Origin of the sequence: Pelomonas sp. SE-A7 (genome assembly GCF_030345705.1) — a bacterium.
Lineage (GTDB): Bacteria > Pseudomonadota > Gammaproteobacteria > Burkholderiales > Burkholderiaceae_C > JAUASW01.
In genome coordinates this window covers 1555138-1570752 of record NZ_JAUASW010000001.1, presented here as the reverse complement: position 1 = coordinate 1570752, position 15615 = coordinate 1555138, and the positions used below count along the sequence as shown (strand labels likewise).

The 15615-nt window shown below is 66.5% G+C and carries 15 protein-coding genes; 9 read left to right on the top strand and 6 right to left on the bottom strand.

Annotation, left to right across the window (positions count from 1 at the left end; genetic code table 11):
• The 5 genes from QT382_RS07085 to QT382_RS07065 all read right to left on the bottom strand — a co-directional run bounded on the left by QT382_RS07085 (position 1) and on the right by QT382_RS07065 (position 5661).
• Positions 1 to 1890, bottom strand: a complete 1890-nt coding sequence (locus tag QT382_RS07085) for a M1 family metallopeptidase (protein ID WP_289253332.1) — start codon at positions 1888 to 1890, stop codon at positions 1 to 3.
• 5 nt (positions 1891 to 1895) lie between these two features.
• The gene (locus QT382_RS07080; RefSeq protein WP_289253331.1) at positions 1896 to 2738 is read right to left on the bottom strand and encodes an HAD family hydrolase; all 843 of its coding nucleotides are present in this window, start codon (positions 2736 to 2738) and stop codon (positions 1896 to 1898) included.
• A complete protein-coding gene (locus tag QT382_RS07075; protein WP_289253330.1) occupies positions 2735 to 4399 on the bottom strand; it encodes a PhoH family protein in 1665 nt (554 codons plus the stop codon). Before QT382_RS07075 ends, QT382_RS07080 begins: the two co-directional genes overlap by 4 nt.
• A gap of 325 nt (positions 4400 to 4724) precedes the next feature.
• Positions 4725 to 5204, bottom strand: coding sequence for a peroxiredoxin (locus tag QT382_RS07070; protein WP_289253329.1), 480 nt, complete (start codon positions 5202 to 5204; stop codon positions 4725 to 4727).
• Positions 5205 to 5286: 82 nt separating this feature from the next.
• A complete protein-coding gene (locus tag QT382_RS07065; RefSeq protein ID WP_289253328.1) occupies positions 5287 to 5661 on the bottom strand; it encodes an Mth938-like domain-containing protein in 375 nt (124 codons plus the stop codon).
• Between the two features lie 121 nt (positions 5662 to 5782).
• On the opposite strand from QT382_RS07065, the gene QT382_RS07060 reads away from it, so the two are divergent.
• From QT382_RS07060 to QT382_RS07020, 9 genes are read left to right on the top strand one after another with little or no spacing between them, the layout of a single operon-like run.
• A complete protein-coding gene (locus QT382_RS07060; RefSeq protein ID WP_289254706.1) occupies positions 5783 to 7009 on the top strand; it encodes a pyridoxal phosphate-dependent aminotransferase in 1227 nt (408 codons plus the stop codon).
• 28 nt (positions 7010 to 7037) lie between these two features.
• Entirely contained in the window at positions 7038 to 8348 is a 1311-nt protein-coding gene (locus QT382_RS07055; protein ID WP_289253327.1) for a homoserine dehydrogenase, read from the top strand.
• Positions 8345 to 9736 carry a threonine synthase gene (gene thrC / locus QT382_RS07050; protein WP_289253326.1) on the top strand — a complete coding sequence of 464 codons (1392 nt, stop codon included), beginning with the start codon at positions 8345 to 8347 and terminating at the stop codon, positions 9734 to 9736. The genes QT382_RS07055 and thrC overlap by 4 nt, the downstream gene beginning before the upstream one ends.
• Complete coding sequence (locus QT382_RS07045) at positions 9729 to 10958, top strand: molybdopterin molybdotransferase MoeA (protein WP_289253325.1); 1230 nt, start codon at positions 9729 to 9731, stop codon at positions 10956 to 10958. The genes thrC and QT382_RS07045 overlap by 8 nt, the downstream gene beginning before the upstream one ends.
• Positions 10955 to 11206, top strand: a complete 252-nt coding sequence (locus QT382_RS07040) for a MoaD/ThiS family protein (RefSeq protein WP_289253324.1) — start codon at positions 10955 to 10957, stop codon at positions 11204 to 11206. Before QT382_RS07045 ends, QT382_RS07040 begins: the two co-directional genes overlap by 4 nt.
• Before the next feature lie 10 nt (positions 11207 to 11216).
• On the top strand, positions 11217 to 11597 hold the full coding sequence (gene speD / locus QT382_RS07035; RefSeq protein WP_289253323.1) for an adenosylmethionine decarboxylase: 381 nt from the start codon (positions 11217 to 11219) through the stop codon (positions 11595 to 11597).
• 51 nt (positions 11598 to 11648) lie between these two features.
• Positions 11649 to 12032: a BlaI/MecI/CopY family transcriptional regulator gene (locus QT382_RS07030; protein ID WP_289253322.1), complete on the top strand. Its 384-nt coding sequence runs from the start codon at positions 11649 to 11651 to the stop codon at positions 12030 to 12032.
• A complete protein-coding gene (locus QT382_RS07025; RefSeq protein ID WP_289253321.1) occupies positions 12029 to 13816 on the top strand; it encodes a M56 family metallopeptidase in 1788 nt (595 codons plus the stop codon). Before QT382_RS07030 ends, QT382_RS07025 begins: the two co-directional genes overlap by 4 nt.
• The gene (locus QT382_RS07020; protein ID WP_289253320.1) at positions 13816 to 14943 is read left to right on the top strand and encodes an FAD-dependent oxidoreductase; all 1128 of its coding nucleotides are present in this window, start codon (positions 13816 to 13818) and stop codon (positions 14941 to 14943) included. Before QT382_RS07025 ends, QT382_RS07020 begins: the two co-directional genes overlap by 1 nt.
• A gap of 81 nt (positions 14944 to 15024) precedes the next feature.
• Here the strand turns inward: QT382_RS07020 and QT382_RS07015 are convergent, their stop codons facing one another.
• Positions 15025 to 15594: a porin family protein gene (locus QT382_RS07015; protein WP_289253319.1), complete on the bottom strand. Its 570-nt coding sequence runs from the start codon at positions 15592 to 15594 to the stop codon at positions 15025 to 15027.
• Between the last annotated feature and the right edge of the window lie 21 nt (positions 15595 to 15615).

Sequence of the window (15615 nt, the reverse complement as noted above, 5' to 3'; positions counted from 1 at the left end):
TCAGCGGCTGGCCGCCGAAGCGGTGGCCGGCTCCTGGGCGCGGGCGATCAAGCGCTCGATGCTGCGCTGGGTCAGCGGGTGGTAGCGCGGCTTGGCCTGCGCGTAGACCGCCAGCGCCCAGTCGCGGTCGGCCGGGCTGCGGAACAGCGCCGCCTCGTAGAGCGGGCTGATCATGCGGATGCGGCCCACGCTGCTCATGAACTGACGCATCGGTTCGCGCAGCTCGTAGCCGGCCTTGATCGCCGAGCGGTAGAAGCGGAAGGCGATTTCCTGGTTGCCGGTGCCGGCCAGCTTGTAGGCCTGGTCCAGTTCCTTCAGCTGGTCAGCCGAGGCCTGGCCGTCAATGTCGTTGAGGAACTTCATCCATTCGTTGGCCTGCCAGGTGCCGGCCTTCAGATCACTGCTGGCCAGCTTGCCGGCGAGCCAGGCTTCACGCTGCCGGTTCAACGCCGACAGCCGGGGTGACTGGCTGCGCCTCGCGCTGGCCGGGATGCCGGGGCCGTGCAGCCAGTCCTCCAGTTCGGCCGGGCTCATCACCTCAGGATGGGCGGCGAGCAGCTGACCCTGCAGGTAGTCCTTGAACTGCTGCGTGGTGACGCTCTGGAAGGCATGCTTGTCGAACCAGCCGCGCAGGAAAGGATCGAACAGCGCGCGGCCGGCCCTCTGCTCCAAGGTGCGCAGGAACCAGGCGCCCTTCGGGTAGGCCAGGCCGCCGTTGGTGTGGAAGGCGGCCGAGGTGTCGGGGTCGCGGGTGATCAAGGCCTGCTTGGGCAGCGCAATGCGCTTCAGCGATTCCAGCGCCTCTTCCTCTTCCAGCTGCAGATGCATGGCCGCGAACTCCGGGCCGTAAAGCGCCTCGACGATGCGCGTGGTCACGTAGGTGGTGAAGCCCTCGTTCAGCCAGCCATGCTTGAAGCTGGCATTGGTGACCAGGTTGCCCGACCAGCTGTGGGCCAGCTCATGGGCGATCAGGTCCACGAGGCTGCGATCGCCGGCAATCATGGTCGGCGTGAGGAAGGTCAGGCGCGGGTTCTCCATGCCGCCATAGGGGAAGGAGGGCGGTAGCAGCAGCATGTCGTAGCGGCCCCAGCGGTAGGGGCCGTAGAGTGACTCGGCGGCCGTGATCATCTGCTCGGTGTCGGCGAACTCGTGGGCGGCGGCCTTGAGCCTTTGCGGCTCGGCATAGACGCCGCTGCGCGGCCCCAGGGCCTGGAACTGCAGTTCGCCGATGGCGATGGCCAGCAGGTAGGACGGAATCGGCTGCGGCATCTGGAATGTCCAGCCGTCTTCGCCGTTCACGTCGGGCCGGTTGTCGGCGCTCATCACCACGCGCAGGCCCTGGGGCGCCTCGATGCGGGCGCTGTAGGTGAAGCGCACGGCCGGCGTGTCCTGCAGCGGCACCCAGGAGCGGGCGTGGATGGACTGTGACTGGCTGAACATGAAGGGCTGCTTGCCCGACACGGTCTGGGCCGGCGTCAGCCACTGCAGGGCGCTGGCCGTCGGCGCCGTGGCGTAGTGGATGCGCACGGCCGTGGGCTGGGCAGCGAGGCCCTGGAGGTCGATGTGCAGGGCGCGGCCCTTGCCGGTCTCCAGCGGGTCGAGCTGGAAGGGCAGGTCGATCCAGGACTTTTTCGCATCCTGGGCCTGGACCTTGGCGATGCTCAGCTCGCTGGTGTCCAGATCCAGCACACGGGCGGCCGGGTCGGCCCATTGAAGCTTCAGCTCCGCGTAGCCGGCCAGGGTCTTGCGCCCGAAATCGGCCTTCAGGTCCAGATGCAGGGACTGGACCCTGACCTGGTCGAAGCGGGCATAGCTCTGCGGGTCCAGCGTGGCGGCCAGCGCATGGATCAGGGGTGCTGCGCTCAGCAGCAGGGCAAGCAGTTTCTTCATGGGGTTCAGCGCAAGCGGCGCCAGTCGGTCTCTATGAAGCGGACGACGCTGTCTTCGTGGTGCGGGCCTATGACCTCATGGGCCACTTGCTTGACCGCGTCAATGGCGTTGCCCACGGCGATGCCGCGGTCGGCCGCGCGCAGCATGGACACGTCGTTCACATGGTCGCCAAAGACCACCAGTTCGCGCTCGTGCAGGCCGTAGCGCTCGGCCAGGGTCTTGATCGCCTGGTCCTTGGTGGCGCGGCGGTCGTGGATGGTCAGCCAGGGCCAGCCGGGCTGGTAGATGTCCTGGTTGATGTGGATCTCCAGCCGGCCGGCGGAGAGTGCCTCGACCTCGGCCATCAGCTCGTTCAGCACCGGCTCTCGATCCACCACGACGATGGTCACCGCCGGGTCGTGCAGCACGTCCTGCAGCCGCTCGGCGCGACGGAAGCGCGGGTCGCGGTTGTGGTGGCGTTCATCGACGAAGCGCTGCTGGGCCTCGTTGTGGATGGACTGCCAGAACAGCTGGTCGCCCTGCGGCCCATGGGTGGACACGAAGGGCATCTTGCCGTGCCGGCGTATCAGCGCGAATACCTCCTGTGCCAGCGAGGGCTCCATCGCATTGACCATCTCGTGGCGGCCGCTGGCGAAGTCGCTCAGGTAGGCGCCGTTCGACGAAATCACCGGCAGGCGCAAGGGCAGCTCGCCCAGCAGCTGCTTGATCGAGACGATGTGGCGGGCACTGGCGACGGTGAAGGTCAGGCCTTCGTCCAGCAGGCGGACCAGGCCGGCCCGCGTGGAATCCGCGAGCCGGCCGGTCGAGTCGAGCAGGGTGCCGTCTAGGTCCGAGACATACAGCGTCACAGCACTTCAGACGCGAAGTCCGCCAAGCGCGAACGCTCGCCGCGGGCCAGCGTCACGTGGCCGCTGTGAGCCCAGCCCTTGAAGCGGTCGACCGCGTAGGTCAGGCCCGAGCTGCCCTCGGTCAGGTAGGGCGTGTCGATCTGCGCCAGGTTGCCCAGGCAGACGATCTTGGTGCCGGGACCGGCGCGGGTGATCAAGGTCTTCATCTGCTTGGGCGTCAGGTTCTGTGCCTCGTCGATGATGACGAACTTGTTCAGGAAGGTGCGGCCGCGCATGAAGTTCAGGCTCTTGATCTTGATCTTGCTGCGCACCAGGTCGTTGGTGGCGGCACGGCCCCATTCGCCGGCCGAGGAATCGCCGCGGGCCAGCACCTCGAGGTTGTCGTCCAGGGCGCCCATCCAGGGGCCCATCTTTTCTTCCTCGGTGCCGGGCAGGAAGCCTATGTCCTCGCCCACAGGCACGGTCACGCGGGTGACGATGATCTCGCTGTAGCGGCGCTCATCCAGCACCTGACTCAGGCCGGCGGCCAGTGTCATCAGGGTCTTGCCGGTGCCGGCCGTGCCGGTCAGCGTGATGAAGTCGACCTCGGGGTCCATCAGCAGGTTGAGGGCGAAGTTCTGCTCGCGGTTGCGCGAGGCAATGCCCCAGACGGCATGCTTCTGGTGGCCGAAGTCCTTGACCGTGCGCAGCACCGCGGTCTTGCCGGTGATCTCGGTGACCTTGGCGTACAGCGGGGCGGCGCCGGGCGCCTCCAGGTAGACGAACTCGTTGACCAGCAGCGTGGGGACCAGCGGGCCGCTGATGCGGTAGAAGGTCAGGCCACCTTGCTGCCAGCTCTCCATGGTCTTGCCGTGGCGCTCCCAGAAATCGCTCGGCAGCGGCTGCACGCCGGTGTAGAGCAGGTCGGCGTCTTCCAGGGCCTTGTCGTTGCGGTAGTCCTCGGCCGGCAGGCCCAGGGCCCGGGCCTTGATCCGCATGTTGATGTCCTTGGACACCAGGACGACCTCGCGCTCCGGCTGGGCCTTCTTCAGCGCCTGGACCACGCCCAGGATCTGGTTGTCGGCCTTGCCCTGGGGCAGACCCTGCGGCAGCGGGGCGTCGATCAGCTGGGTCTGGAAGAACAGCTTGCCGCCGGCTTCGCGCTTGCCGGTGTGGTCCAGCGGCAGGCCCTTGGCCATTTCCTCCAGATTGCTGCTCTTCATGGAAGCCGCCAGTTGGTCCAGCTCGCGGCTGACCTGGCGCACATTGCGGGCGACCTCGGTCATGCCCTTCTTGTGGCCGTCCAGCTCCTCGAGCGTGATCATCGGCAGGTAGACGTCATGTTCCTCGAAGCGGAACAGGCTCATCGGGTCGTGCATCAGCACATTCGTGTCGAGCACGAAGAGCTTGGTGACGCCGGTGCCCTTGGTCTTGGCAGTGCCACGTTTGGAGGCTGCGGCCGGTTTGCCACGTGCGGCCGGCGCCGTGGTGGTTGCCGGGGCGGGTTCTGGGCTGCGCGCCACGATGGGCACGACATTGGCCGCTCGGGCCTCGTTGGCTGCAGGGGGAGCCTGTCGGGCTGCCGGTTTGGCGGCGGGGGGCTTGCTGACGGTCAGCGTGGTGGCGAAGGCGGTGGAGTCGAGTCGGCTGGCGCGCTTGGAGGGGGCTTTGGGCAGAGGCATGAGGCGGTAGGTCAGGGCGGGGCGGCCGCCCTCTCAGGTGAAAGCCAGGGGCGAAACAAGCCACGGGGGCCGATGCCGGGGGTCTGAAAAGCAAAAAGCCGCACAGGCTGCTGTGCGGCTTGGAGCTTGGGCTGTGTCTTGGCGACCCTCGGGCATGGGCTGATTATGCACAAGCCGGGTGACGCTCCCAGCCCTGCCTGCGTCGCCGAAAGGGCTGCTGAGAAAAAAACGACGGGAATGAAAAAAGTCGGCATTCCTCAGGGGAAATGCCGACTCTCTTGGTGGGGGCGGGGCGCTTAGCCTGGAGGCTTCCCCTCGACAAAACTCAGGCCGCTTCCTTCTTCAGCGCCTTGACCGCCTTGAGCACCTCATCCACATGGCCGGCCACCTTGATGCCGCGCCACTCGGCCCGCAGCACGCCGCTGGCGTCGATCAGGAAGGTCGAGCGCTCGATGCCCTTGACCTTCTTGCCGTACATGATCTTGTTCTTGACCACGCCGAACATGTGACAGAGCTTCTCTTCCGTGTCAGCGATCAGCTCGAAGGGCAGTTCCAGGTTCTGCTTGAACTTGTCGTGCGAAACCATGTTGTCACGCGACACGCCCAGCACGACCGCGCCGGCCTTGACGAAGTCCTTGTGGCGATCACGGAACTGCATCGCCTCGGTGGTGCAGCCGGGGGTGTTGTCCTTCGGATAGAAGTACAGCACCACAATCTGGCCATGGAAGGCCTGGGGCGTGAATTTCACGCCGCCGGTGGCGAGAGCTTCAATTTCCGGAAGGGGTTTGTTGAGCGCTGGCGTCATGTGGCGTTCGTAGACTGTTGTGCCCAGGTGGGCATAGCCAGCGATTATACGTTGAACGGCAAGCCCCCTCGCAGCCGCTGCTTCAGGCGTCAATCAACAGGGCTGCCAGCACGGCCCGGCCCTCGGAGGCCAGCACGTTGTAGGTGCGGCAGGCAGCGGCCAGGTCCATGGTTTCGATGCCAATGCGCGCCTCGATCAGCGAGCGGTAAAGCCGCGGCGGCGCGAAGCGGATCCGGCCGCCGCTGCCGAACACCACAAGCTCGGGTCTGAGCGCAAGAATCTGTTCGAAATGTTGTTCGCTCAGGTCTTCGAACCGGGCCAGCGGCCAGGCCTGGACTTCACCCCGCCAGGGCACCAGCAGGCTGGAGCGGTTCGGCTGGTTGTTGACCCAGACACATTGGCCATCGTGCTTGGAGATGCTGTTGCCGCCTTGCGGCTCGTCGAGCTGGAATTTCATCAGTGGGGTCCGCGGCGAAGCGAGCCTGCGTAGTTTGCGAAAGCGGCCTGGGCGACCCTGGGGAAAGCCCTGCTACCCTGTGGTCAAATTCTACTTTTGCCTCCGGAGTCTGCGTCCCGTGATGAAGCCCGTCGCCAAGTCCAGCAAGCTGGCCAATGTCTGTTACGACATCCGTGGACCCGTGCTCGACAAGGCGCGGCAGATGGAGGAAGAAGGCCAGAAGATCATCAAGCTGAACATAGGCAACATTGCTGCCTTCGGCCTGATGCCGCCGGACGAGATCGTCCAGGACATGATCCGCAACCTCCCGGATGCGGCCGGCTACACCGATTCCAAGGGCCTGTTCGCACCGCGCAAGGCAGTCGTCCACTACTGCCAGGAAAAAAACATCAGCGGCGTCACCATTGACGACGTCTACCTCGGCAACGGCGCCTCTGAGCTGATCGTGATGGCGCTCAATGCGCTGCTGGACAACGGCGACGAGGTCTTGCTGCCGGCACCCGACTATCCGCTGTACACGGCTGCCGTGGCCCTTTCGGGCGGTAATCCGGTGCACTACGTCTGCGACGAGAGCAGCGACTGGTTCCCCGACATCGCCGACATCAGGGCCAAGATCACGCCGCGGACCAAGGCCATCGTCGTTATCAACCCCAACAACCCGACCGGCGCGCTCTATCCCGACAGCCTGCTGCTGGAGATCGTCGAATTGGCCCGTCAGCACCAGCTGATCATCATGGCCGACGAGATCTACGACAAGACGCTGTACGACGGCAACGTCCACACCAGCATCGCCTCGCTGGCCGACGACGTGCTGTGCCTGACCTTCAACGGCTTGTCCAAGAATTACCGGTCTTGCGGCTACCGTGCCGGCTGGATGATCGTCTCGGGCGACAAGCGCCATGCCACCGACTACATCACCGGCCTGAACATGCTGGCCTCGATGCGCTTGTGCGCCAACACGCCGGGCCAGCTGGCCATCCAGACCGCCCTGGGGGGCTATCAAAGCATCAAGGACCTGGTCGCTCCCGGCGGCCGCCTGTGCCGCCAGCGCGACCTGGCCTATGAGCTGCTGAGCCAGATCCCCGGCGTTTCGGTCGTCAAGCCCAAGGCCGCGCTCTACATGTTCCCCCGCCTGGACCCCAAGATCTACCCGATCGAGGACGACCAGCAGTTCGCCTACGAGCTGCTGGCCGAGGAAAAGGTGCTGATCGTCCAGGGGACGGGCTTCAACTGGACCGCCCCCGATCACTTCCGCCTCGTCTTCCTGCCCAACTCCGACGACCTCAAGGACGCCGTGGGCCGGATCGAGCGATTCCTTTCTCACTACCGCAAGCGTGCGGGACGTTGAACCCCTTCAAGAGAACAGAGACAGCAAGATGAAAGCGATCAAGGTTGGCCTGCTTGGCATTGGCACCGTGGGCAGTGGCACCTTCAACGTGCTGCGCCGCAACCAGGACGAGATTCGGGGCCGCGCTGGCCGCGGCATCGAGATCGCCATGGTGGCCGACCTGGACAAGGCCCGCGCCAAGAGCATCGTCGGCGATGCCTGCGAGGTGGTGGACGATGCCCGCAAGGTCATCGCCAACCCCGAGATCGACATCGTCGTCGAGTTGATAGGCGGCTACGGCGTGGCCAAGACCCTGGTGCTGGAGGCGATCGCCGCCGGCAAGCATGTGGTCACCGCCAACAAGGCCCTGCTGGCCGTGCATGGCACCGAGATCTTTGCCGCGGCCCATGCCAAGGGCGTGATCGTGGCCTTCGAGGCGGCCGTGGCCGGTGGCATTCCCATCATCAAGGCGCTGCGCGAAGGCCTGACGGCCAACCGCATCGAATGGATCGCCGGCATCATCAACGGTACGACCAATTTCATCCTGTCGGAGATGCGCTCCAAGGGCCTGGACTTCGGCAGCGTGCTGAAGGAAGCCCAGCGCCTGGGCTATGCCGAGGCCGATCCGACTTTCGACATCGAAGGCGTCGACGCGGCGCACAAGGCCACCATCATGTCGGCCATCGCCTTCGGCATCCCGGTGCAGTTCGACAAGGCCCATGTCGAGGGCATCACGCAATTGCAGGCGGCGGACATCAAGTACGCCGAGCAGCTTGGCTACCGCATCAAGCTGCTCGGCCTGACGCGTCGTCGCGAAAACGGCATCGAGCTGCGCGTGCATCCGACGCTGATTCCGGCCAACCGCCTGATCGCCAATGTCGAAGGCGCGATGAACGCCGTGGTGGTGCAGGGTGATGCCGTCGGCACGACGCTGTATTACGGCAAGGGCGCCGGTTCCGAGCCCACGGCCTCGGCCGTGATTGCCGATCTGGTGGACATCACCCGCCTGCATACCGCCGACCCCGAGCACCGCGTGCCGCATCTGGCCTTCCGCCCCGATGCGATGAGCGACACGCCCATCCTGCCGATGGACCAGGTGCTGACCAGCTTCTACCTGCGCCTGCGCGTGGCCGACGAGGCCGGCGTGCTCTCGCGCATCACCACCATCCTGGCCGAGCACGACATCTCCATCGATGCCGTGCTGCAGCGCGAGTCTGCCGAAGGCGAGAAGCAGACCGACCTGATCATCCTGACCCACGAGACCGTGGAGGGCCGCATGAGCAAGGCGCTGGCCCAGATGCAGGCGTTGCCCACGGTGCTGGCGCCCATCGTCCGCCTGCGCAAGGAAGAGCTGGCGTGAAGTACATCAGCACGCGAGGAGACAAGACCGAACGCCGCTTCTGCGAGATCCTGCTCGAAGGCCTGGCGCCGGACGGCGGGCTCTACATGCCGGTCAGCTATCCGCAGGTCGACGGCGCCACGCTGAACCGGTGGCGCAGCCTCTCGTACGCCGACCTGGCCTTCGAGATCCTCAGCCTGTACATAGACGACATCCCGGCTGACGACCTGCGGGCCATCGTGCGCCGCACCTACACCGAGCAGGTGTTCGGCACGCCAGAGATCACGCCGCTGAAGACGTTGGAGCCTGGCCTCGCATTGCAGGCCCTGTCCAATGGCCCGACGCTGGCCTTCAAGGACATGGCCATGCAGCTGCTGGGCCAGCTCTTCGAGTACGAGCTGGGCCGGCGCGGCGAGACGCTCAACATCCTGGGCGCCACCTCGGGCGACACCGGCAGCGCAGCCGAGTACGCGATGCGGGGCAAACAGGGCGTCAATGTCTTCATGCTCTCGCCGCAAGGCCGCATGAGCCCCTTCCAGCAGGCGCAAATGTTCAGCCTGCAGGACGCCAACATCCACAACATCGCCATCGAAGGCGTGTTCGACGACTGCCAGGACATCGTCAAGGCCGTGTCCAACGACCTGGCGTTCAAGCGCCAGTACAAGATTGGCACGGTCAATTCGATCAACTGGGCGCGCTTGCTGGCCCAGGTCGTCTACTACTTCGCCGGCTATCTGCAGGCCACGAAGACGAATGCGGAGAAGGTCAGCTTCTGCGTGCCTTCCGGCAATTTCGGCAACGTCTGCGCCGGCCACGTAGCCCGCATGATGGGCCTGCCGATTGCCAAGTTGGTGGTGGCCACCAACGAGAACGATGTGCTGGACGAGTTCTTCCGCACCGGGGCCTACCGTCCGCGCGGCAGCGCCGAGACGCACGAGACCTCAAGCCCCTCGATGGACATCTCCAAGGCCAGCAATTTCGAGCGTTTCGTCTACGACCTGCTGGGCCGCGACGGCTTCCGGATCAAGACCCTTTTCGGCGCCGGGGGCTTCGTGCTGCGCGGCGAAGAAAAGGCCGGCATGGCCCGCTTTGGCTTCGTCTCGGGCCGCTCCTCCCATGCCGACCGGCTTGCGACCATCAAGCTCTGCCACCAGCGCTATGGCCAGCTGATAGACACCCACACAGCCGACGGCCTCAAGGTCGCCCTGGTGCAACGCGAGCCCGGCGTTCCTATGCTGGTGCTGGAGACGGCGCTGCCGGCCAAGTTCGCCGCGACCATTCGCGAGGCGCTGGACATCGAGCCGCCGCGCCCGGCCGGCCTTGAGCACATCGAAGCCCTGCCCAAGCGCGTGAGCGTGATGAAGGCCGACGCCGCTCAGGTCCAGCAGTTCATCCGCGACCATGTCTGAACCCGTCCGGCCCGCGCTGCGTAGCCTTGACGAGGCGCTGTCCCAGTTGCTGGGCCAGGTGCAGCCGCTGGGTCGAGTCGAGACGCTGTCGACGGCCGAGGCGCTGGGCCGCGTGCTGGCCGAGGAAGTCCGTTCGCAGCTGGATGTGCCACCCGCCGACAACACGGCCATGGACGGCTATGCGCTGCGCGCTGCCGACGTTGCCGAGCTCGGCGCGGTGCTGCCTGTGTCGCAGCGGGTGCCGGCAGGTGTGATCGCTGGTGCGCATCAACCGGGCACGGCGGCCCGCATCTTCACCGGCGCGCAAATCCCGGTCGGCGCCGACGCCGTGGTGATGCAGGAGCAATGCGAAGCCATCGCTGGTGATGGCCTCGGCAGTGTCCGCGTCAACACCGAAGTGCAGAGCGGCCAATGGATACGCCGCCGCGGCGAGGACGTGCAGCAGGGGAGCAGCGTGCTGGCTGCCGGCCATCGCCTGGATGCGGCGGCCTTGGGATTGGCTGCTTCGGTCGGCGCTGCACAGCTCAAGGTGTCGCGACGTGTTCGCGTTGCGCTGTTCTCCACGGGCGACGAGCTGGTGATGCCGGGCGAACCGCTCAAGCCCGGCGCGATCTACAACAGCAACCGCTTCACGCTCCGAGGCCTGCTGCAGGGGCTGGGCTGCGAGGTGATAGACCTGGGCATAGTCCCAGACCAGCTCGACGCCACCCGCGCCGCCTTGCGCGAAGCGACTGTGCAATCGGACCTGATCATCACTTCCGGTGGCGTCTCGGTCGGCGAGGAAGACCATCTGCGGCCGGCCGTGCAGGCCGAAGGCCGGCTCGATCTCTGGCAGATCGCGATCAAGCCCGGCAAGCCGCTGGCCTTCGGTCAGGTCGGCGCCGCGTATTTCGTCGGCCTGCCGGGCAACCCGGTGTCCAGCTTCGTGACCTTCCTGCTGCTGGTGAGGCCGCTGATCCTCAGGCTGCAGGGGGCGGCCCGCCTGGCGCCGCGCAGCCTACCGCTGCGAGCGGAATTCGATTGGCCCAAGGCCGACAAGCGCCGCGAGTTCCTGCGCGTGCGGCTGAACGACGAAGGTGGCCTGGACCTGTTCCCCAACCAGAGTTCGGGCGTGCTCAGCTCGGCGGTCTGGGGTGACGGCCTGGTGGACAACCCGCCCGGCCGGACCATCGCGGCCGGCGATTTCGTGCGCTTCCTGCCTTTCTCCCAGTTGTTGTCATGACCGTCACCGTCCGCTATTTCGCCTCGCTGCGCGAAGCCCTGGGTTCCAGCGAGCAATTCGACGACGCAGCCGGCCTCAGCCTCGGCGAGCTGCGCGACCGCCTGATCGCGCGGGGCGAACCTCATGCCAGCGCCCTGGCCCGCGGTCGCGCCGTTCGCTGCGCGCTGGACAAGCAGATGTGCGACGAAGCGGCGCTCATCGGCGAGGGCGCCGAGGTGGCTTTCTTCCCACCGGTCACCGGCGGTTGATACTCCGCTCGTGAACGGCCTGCACCTGACCGCCGACCTCGTCGGCTGCGATCCCCACCAGCGCCTGATGAGCGACTGCGCCGCACTGCGCGAGCTCTGCGTGGCCACCGTCGCCGAGGCCGGCCTCGGTGCCGTGGCTGAGCTGTTCCACCGTTTCGAACCGGCGCCCGGCGAGACGCAGAGCGGCATCACCGGCGTGGTGCTGCTGGCCGAATCCCACCTGGCCATCCACACCTGGCCGGAGCGGGGCGGGGTGACGCTGGATGTCTATGTCTGCAACCTGGGCCAGGACAACAGCGCCAAGGCCGAGCGGCTGATGCAGCGCCTGTGCGCGGCCTTCGAGCCGGCGCAAGCCCGGCGCCAGGCTCTCCAGCGCGGCCTGCCTGAATAATCAGAACAAAAGTTCTAGACAACGAGTTCTAGAACATCTATTCTGCGGCCCATGCCTCAGGCCACCACTCCCCGTCCCACCGCCGCAGAGCTCGACCTGCTACGCGTGCTCTGGCGCATAGGCGCGGCCGATGCCAAGCAGGTGCATGAAGCCCTGCTGGCCGAGCGACCCGAGGCCAGCTATGCCACCGTGCTGCGCCAGCTGCAGGTGATGAACAGCAAGGGCCTGGTCAACCGTGACGAGAGCCAGCGCCCCCATCTCTACGCCCCGGCGCAAGCCCAGGACAAGCTGCAGACCAAGCTGCTCAAGGACTTGATCGCCAAGGCCTTCGCCGGCTCGGGCAAGGCCCTGGTGCTGGCCGCGCTGAAAGGCCATGTCAGCGCCAAGGAGCGCGCCGAGATCCAGCAGCTGCTGGACCGGGGAGGGCAGTCGTGATCGAGCCGCTGATTCCCGCCCTGGGCTGGGCGCTGCTGAACTTCGTCTGGCAGGGCCTGCTGCTCGGCGGTGCCGCCGTACTGCTGCTCTGGAGCCTGCGCCGTGCCGATCCGCGCTGGCGCTATGCGGTCTGCGGCCTCGCGCTGCTGGCCTGCCTGCTGTTGCCGCTAGTGCATCTGCTGTGGCTGTTGACTCAGGATCCTGGCGAACTGACTGAACTGGTTGAACTGCCGGATTGGCTGCTGCAGATGCAGGAGCTGCTGCCGGCCCTGGTCAACGGCTGGGCCTGCGGCGTAGGTTTGATGGGTGTGCGCTTGGGCCTGGGCCTGGCCTGGGTGGCCCGGTTGCGCCATCAGGCTGCGCCGGCATCGGTCGTCTGGCAGGCGCGCCTCGATGCGCTGGCGCATCGCTTGGGCCTGCGGCGCAGCATTCCGCTTCGCTTGTTCGACGGCATCGGCAGCCCGCTGACCGTGGGTTTCTGGCGCCCGGTCGTTCTGCTGCCGGCGGCCTTGCTGAGCCGCCTTCCCGTGCCCATGCTGGAGGCCCTGCTGGCCCATGAGCTGGCCCATGTGCGGCGCTGGGACTATCTGTTCAATCTGCTGCAGAGCCTGGTCGAGGCCTTGCTGTTCTTCCATCCGGTCGTCTGGTGGCTGTCGTCCCGCATGCGGGATGAACGCGAGCAGGTGGCCGATGCAATCGCCGCCCAGTCCCTGGGCGACTCCCGCCGCGTGGCGCAGGCGCTTGCCGAGCTGTCCTGCCTTGACGAGGCATTGCCCCCCACAGCCAACCTGGCCCTCTCGGCGCGGGGAGGTCGGCTGCTCCAGAGGATAGAAAGACTGATGACACCCCAACCCCATGCCACCGGCTGGAAGCTGGCCCTGCCCGCGCTGGCCCTGGCCTGCGCCAGCGTGCTGGTCCAGGCACAGAACCAGAAGGCCTCCGGCCAGGTGCAGCCAGCGCCTGTCGCCAGCCCCGCGCCGGCCGCCGCGGCTCATCCGGCCGCCTTGGCCAAGCCCGCCGATGCGGCAACGCCGACCGGTGTCATGCGCCTGCCGGTCAATGCTCGCCACGCCCTGGTGCTCGACGACGACAGCGGCAAGGTGCTGATGGCCAAGGACGCCGATGCCGTCGTGCCCATCGCCTCGCTGACCAAACTGATGACGGCCATGGTGGTGCTCGATGCCAAGCAGGATCCGAACGAGAAACTGCGAATCGTCCGAGAGGACGTGGACACGCTGAAGCACAGCCTGTCGCGCGTGCCGGTGGGTGCCGAGATGACGCGCCAGGCGGCCCTGAGCCTGGCCCTGATGGCCTCGGAGAACCGCGCGGCCTCAGCCCTGGCGCGCAGCTTTCCGGGCGGCAGCAATGCCTTCGTCCTGGCCATGCAGGCCAAGGCCCGCAGCCTGGGCCTGACCCGCACCACCCTGGTCGAGCCGACCGGCCTGTCGCCGTCAAATGTCTCGACCGCCAGCGAGGTGGCCAGGATCATGGCCGCCGCGGCACGCTATCCCGAGATCGCCCGCATCACGGCCGACGACAAGACGCGTGTGCCGGTCAATGGCAAGGCCCGCGAGGTGCGCAACACCAACCGCCTGGTCGGCGCCAAGGGCTGGGACATTCGCCTGTCCAAGACCGGCTACACCGAGGAAGCCGGGCGCTGCCTGGCGATGCGGATGAAGAGCGCCGGCAAGGACGTTACCGTGGTGCTGCTGGATGCCGACGGCTCAGCGCAGCGCCTGCGTGATGCCGCAGCGATCCGAAAGCAGCTGGCCAAGCACGGCTGATGCAGCGTCGACAACTCCTCGGTGCGGCTGCGGTCGTGCCGACGCTGCTGGCCCCTTCGCTGGCGACGGCGCAGCCGCCAGCGAGTGTTGCCAAGGTGCGCGCGACCCCCGACCGCCTGATCGACCTTTCGGTCTGTACCCGGCCGTTCCGCCCGCAGGGCCCGCGCCTCGAGGTCGAGCGTCGCTTCGGCAAGCATTTGGTCCACCACTACGGCCACGGCGGCAGCGGCTGGTCCCTGTCCTGGGGATCGGCCCGCGCCGTGCTGCCCCTGATCCTGGCGGCGCGCGAGCGCAGGATCGCGGTCATTGGCTGCGGCGTGATCGGGCTGACCACGGCCCGTGTGGCCCAGCAAGCCGGGCTGAAGGTGCGCATCTATGCCAAGGCGCGGCCGCCCGAGGTGGCATCGTCGGGCGCCACCGGCATGTGGTCGCCGGAGTCGCGCATCTGTACCGAGGCCCATGCGGACGCTGCCTTCGTCGAGCGCTGGGAGGCGATGGCTCGGCACTCGTTCAAGATCCACCAGAGCCTGCTGGGCCTGGCCGCGGCGCCGCTCGAATGGCGCGATGGCTTCGTGCTGTCCGACGTCCCGTTCGACCAGCCGCTGGCGCCCGTCGACGACGGTGAGCCCGATTACCCGGATCTGCAGTCGCGCATCGCCGACCTGCATCCGCACGGGGCGCCGCTGGCGCCGGGTGAACATCCGTTCCGCGTGCCCCATGTGCGCCGATTCACCCAGCTGACCTTCAACATCGGGCACTACCAGCGGCTGCTGCTGGAGGACTTCTTTCGAGAGGGCGGCGAAATCGTTCAGCGTGAATTTGGTAGTCCACGCGAACTGGCAGGACTGAGCGAGCGCTGCCTGGTCAACTGCACCGGCTATGGCGCGCGCGCCCTTTTCGGCGACGACAGCCTGGTGCCGGTGCGCGGCCAGACGGCCCGGCTGATTCCTCAGCCCGAGGTGGACTACCTGCTGCTGTATCGAGGCCATAGGCTCGCCATGGTGCCGCGTCGTGACGGCCTCCTGGTGCAGGTCCAACGGCCTCACGACTTTGGCAATGGCGATGTCCGGGTCGATCGTGAAGAGTCGGCGGCGGCCGTTCGCCTGCTGGCTTCTGTCTACGCCTGAGCTGTCATCGCGGACCGGCAACAAAAAGCCCCGCCTAGGCGGGGCTTAGCATCACCTCGGTCCGAGAACCGGCGTCGGCGGTCAGAAGGCGAAGTTCAGGCCCAGGTTGATCTGGCTGATCTTGGACTCGAGTTCCACGCCGGAAATCTTGACCGTGTTCTTGCCCAGGTTGACGTACTCCAGGCGCAGGCCCAGGTTTTTGTCGATCTGGTAGTCGCCACCGAAACCGAACAGAGCCTTGTTCTTGTGGCCGTCGGCCGAGGCGTTGAGCGCGGTCGAGGTGACCTTGTAGTCCAGCGTGTTGCGGGCATAGCCCAGGCGGCCGAACAGGGAGAACTCCTTGCTCAGCGGGGCGATGCCCAGCACCGAGGCGCTCAGCGAGTTGGCACGCAGGGTGGACTTGTAGGTGATGTTGCCGACCACGTCGGATTGCGTGGCCGAGCCCAGGCGGCGACCTTGCAGTTCGAAGGCAAGGTTCTCGTTCAGCTTGTAGCCCAGCGTGAAGCCGAAGCCGGTCTTGCTGTCCTTTTCGCCATCAGCCTTGAATTCGGTGCGGCCGATGTCGCCACCGATGTACCAGGTCGGCTCGGCGGCCATGGCTTGGCTGGCGGAGATGGCCAGGGCGGCCAGGACGATTGCGTTCTTGATCATTGTGAGTCTCACTTTCATGTA

Bases quoted from the DNA above. Each gene is read 5' to 3' on its own strand.
- QT382_RS07055 (WP_289253327.1), top strand. From the start codon at position 7,038: ATGAAAGCGATCAAGGTTGGCCTGCTTGGCATTGGCACCGTGGGCAGT.
- QT382_RS07040 (WP_289253324.1), top strand. From the start codon at position 10,955: ATGACCGTCACCGTCCGCTATTTCGCCTCGCTGCGCGAAGCCCTGGGT.
- QT382_RS07065 (WP_289253328.1), bottom strand. From the start codon at position 5,661: ATGAAATTCCAGCTCGACGAGCCGCAAGGCGGCAACAGCATCTCCAAG.
- QT382_RS07075 (WP_289253330.1), bottom strand. From the start codon at position 4,399: ATGCCTCTGCCCAAAGCCCCCTCCAAGCGCGCCAGCCGACTCGACTCC.
- QT382_RS07015 (WP_289253319.1), bottom strand. From the start codon at position 15,594: ATGATCAAGAACGCAATCGTCCTGGCCGCCCTGGCCATCTCCGCCAGC.
- QT382_RS07070 (WP_289253329.1), bottom strand. From the start codon at position 5,204: ATGACGCCAGCGCTCAACAAACCCCTTCCGGAAATTGAAGCTCTCGCC.
- QT382_RS07020 (WP_289253320.1), top strand. From the start codon at position 13,816: ATGCAGCGTCGACAACTCCTCGGTGCGGCTGCGGTCGTGCCGACGCTG.
- QT382_RS07085 (WP_289253332.1), bottom strand. From the start codon at position 1,890: ATGAAGAAACTGCTTGCCCTGCTGCTGAGCGCAGCACCCCTGATCCAT.
- QT382_RS07060 (WP_289254706.1), top strand. From the start codon at position 5,783: ATGAAGCCCGTCGCCAAGTCCAGCAAGCTGGCCAATGTCTGTTACGAC.
- QT382_RS07045 (WP_289253325.1), top strand. From the start codon at position 9,729: ATGTCTGAACCCGTCCGGCCCGCGCTGCGTAGCCTTGACGAGGCGCTG.
- QT382_RS07030 (WP_289253322.1), top strand. From the start codon at position 11,649: ATGCCTCAGGCCACCACTCCCCGTCCCACCGCCGCAGAGCTCGACCTG.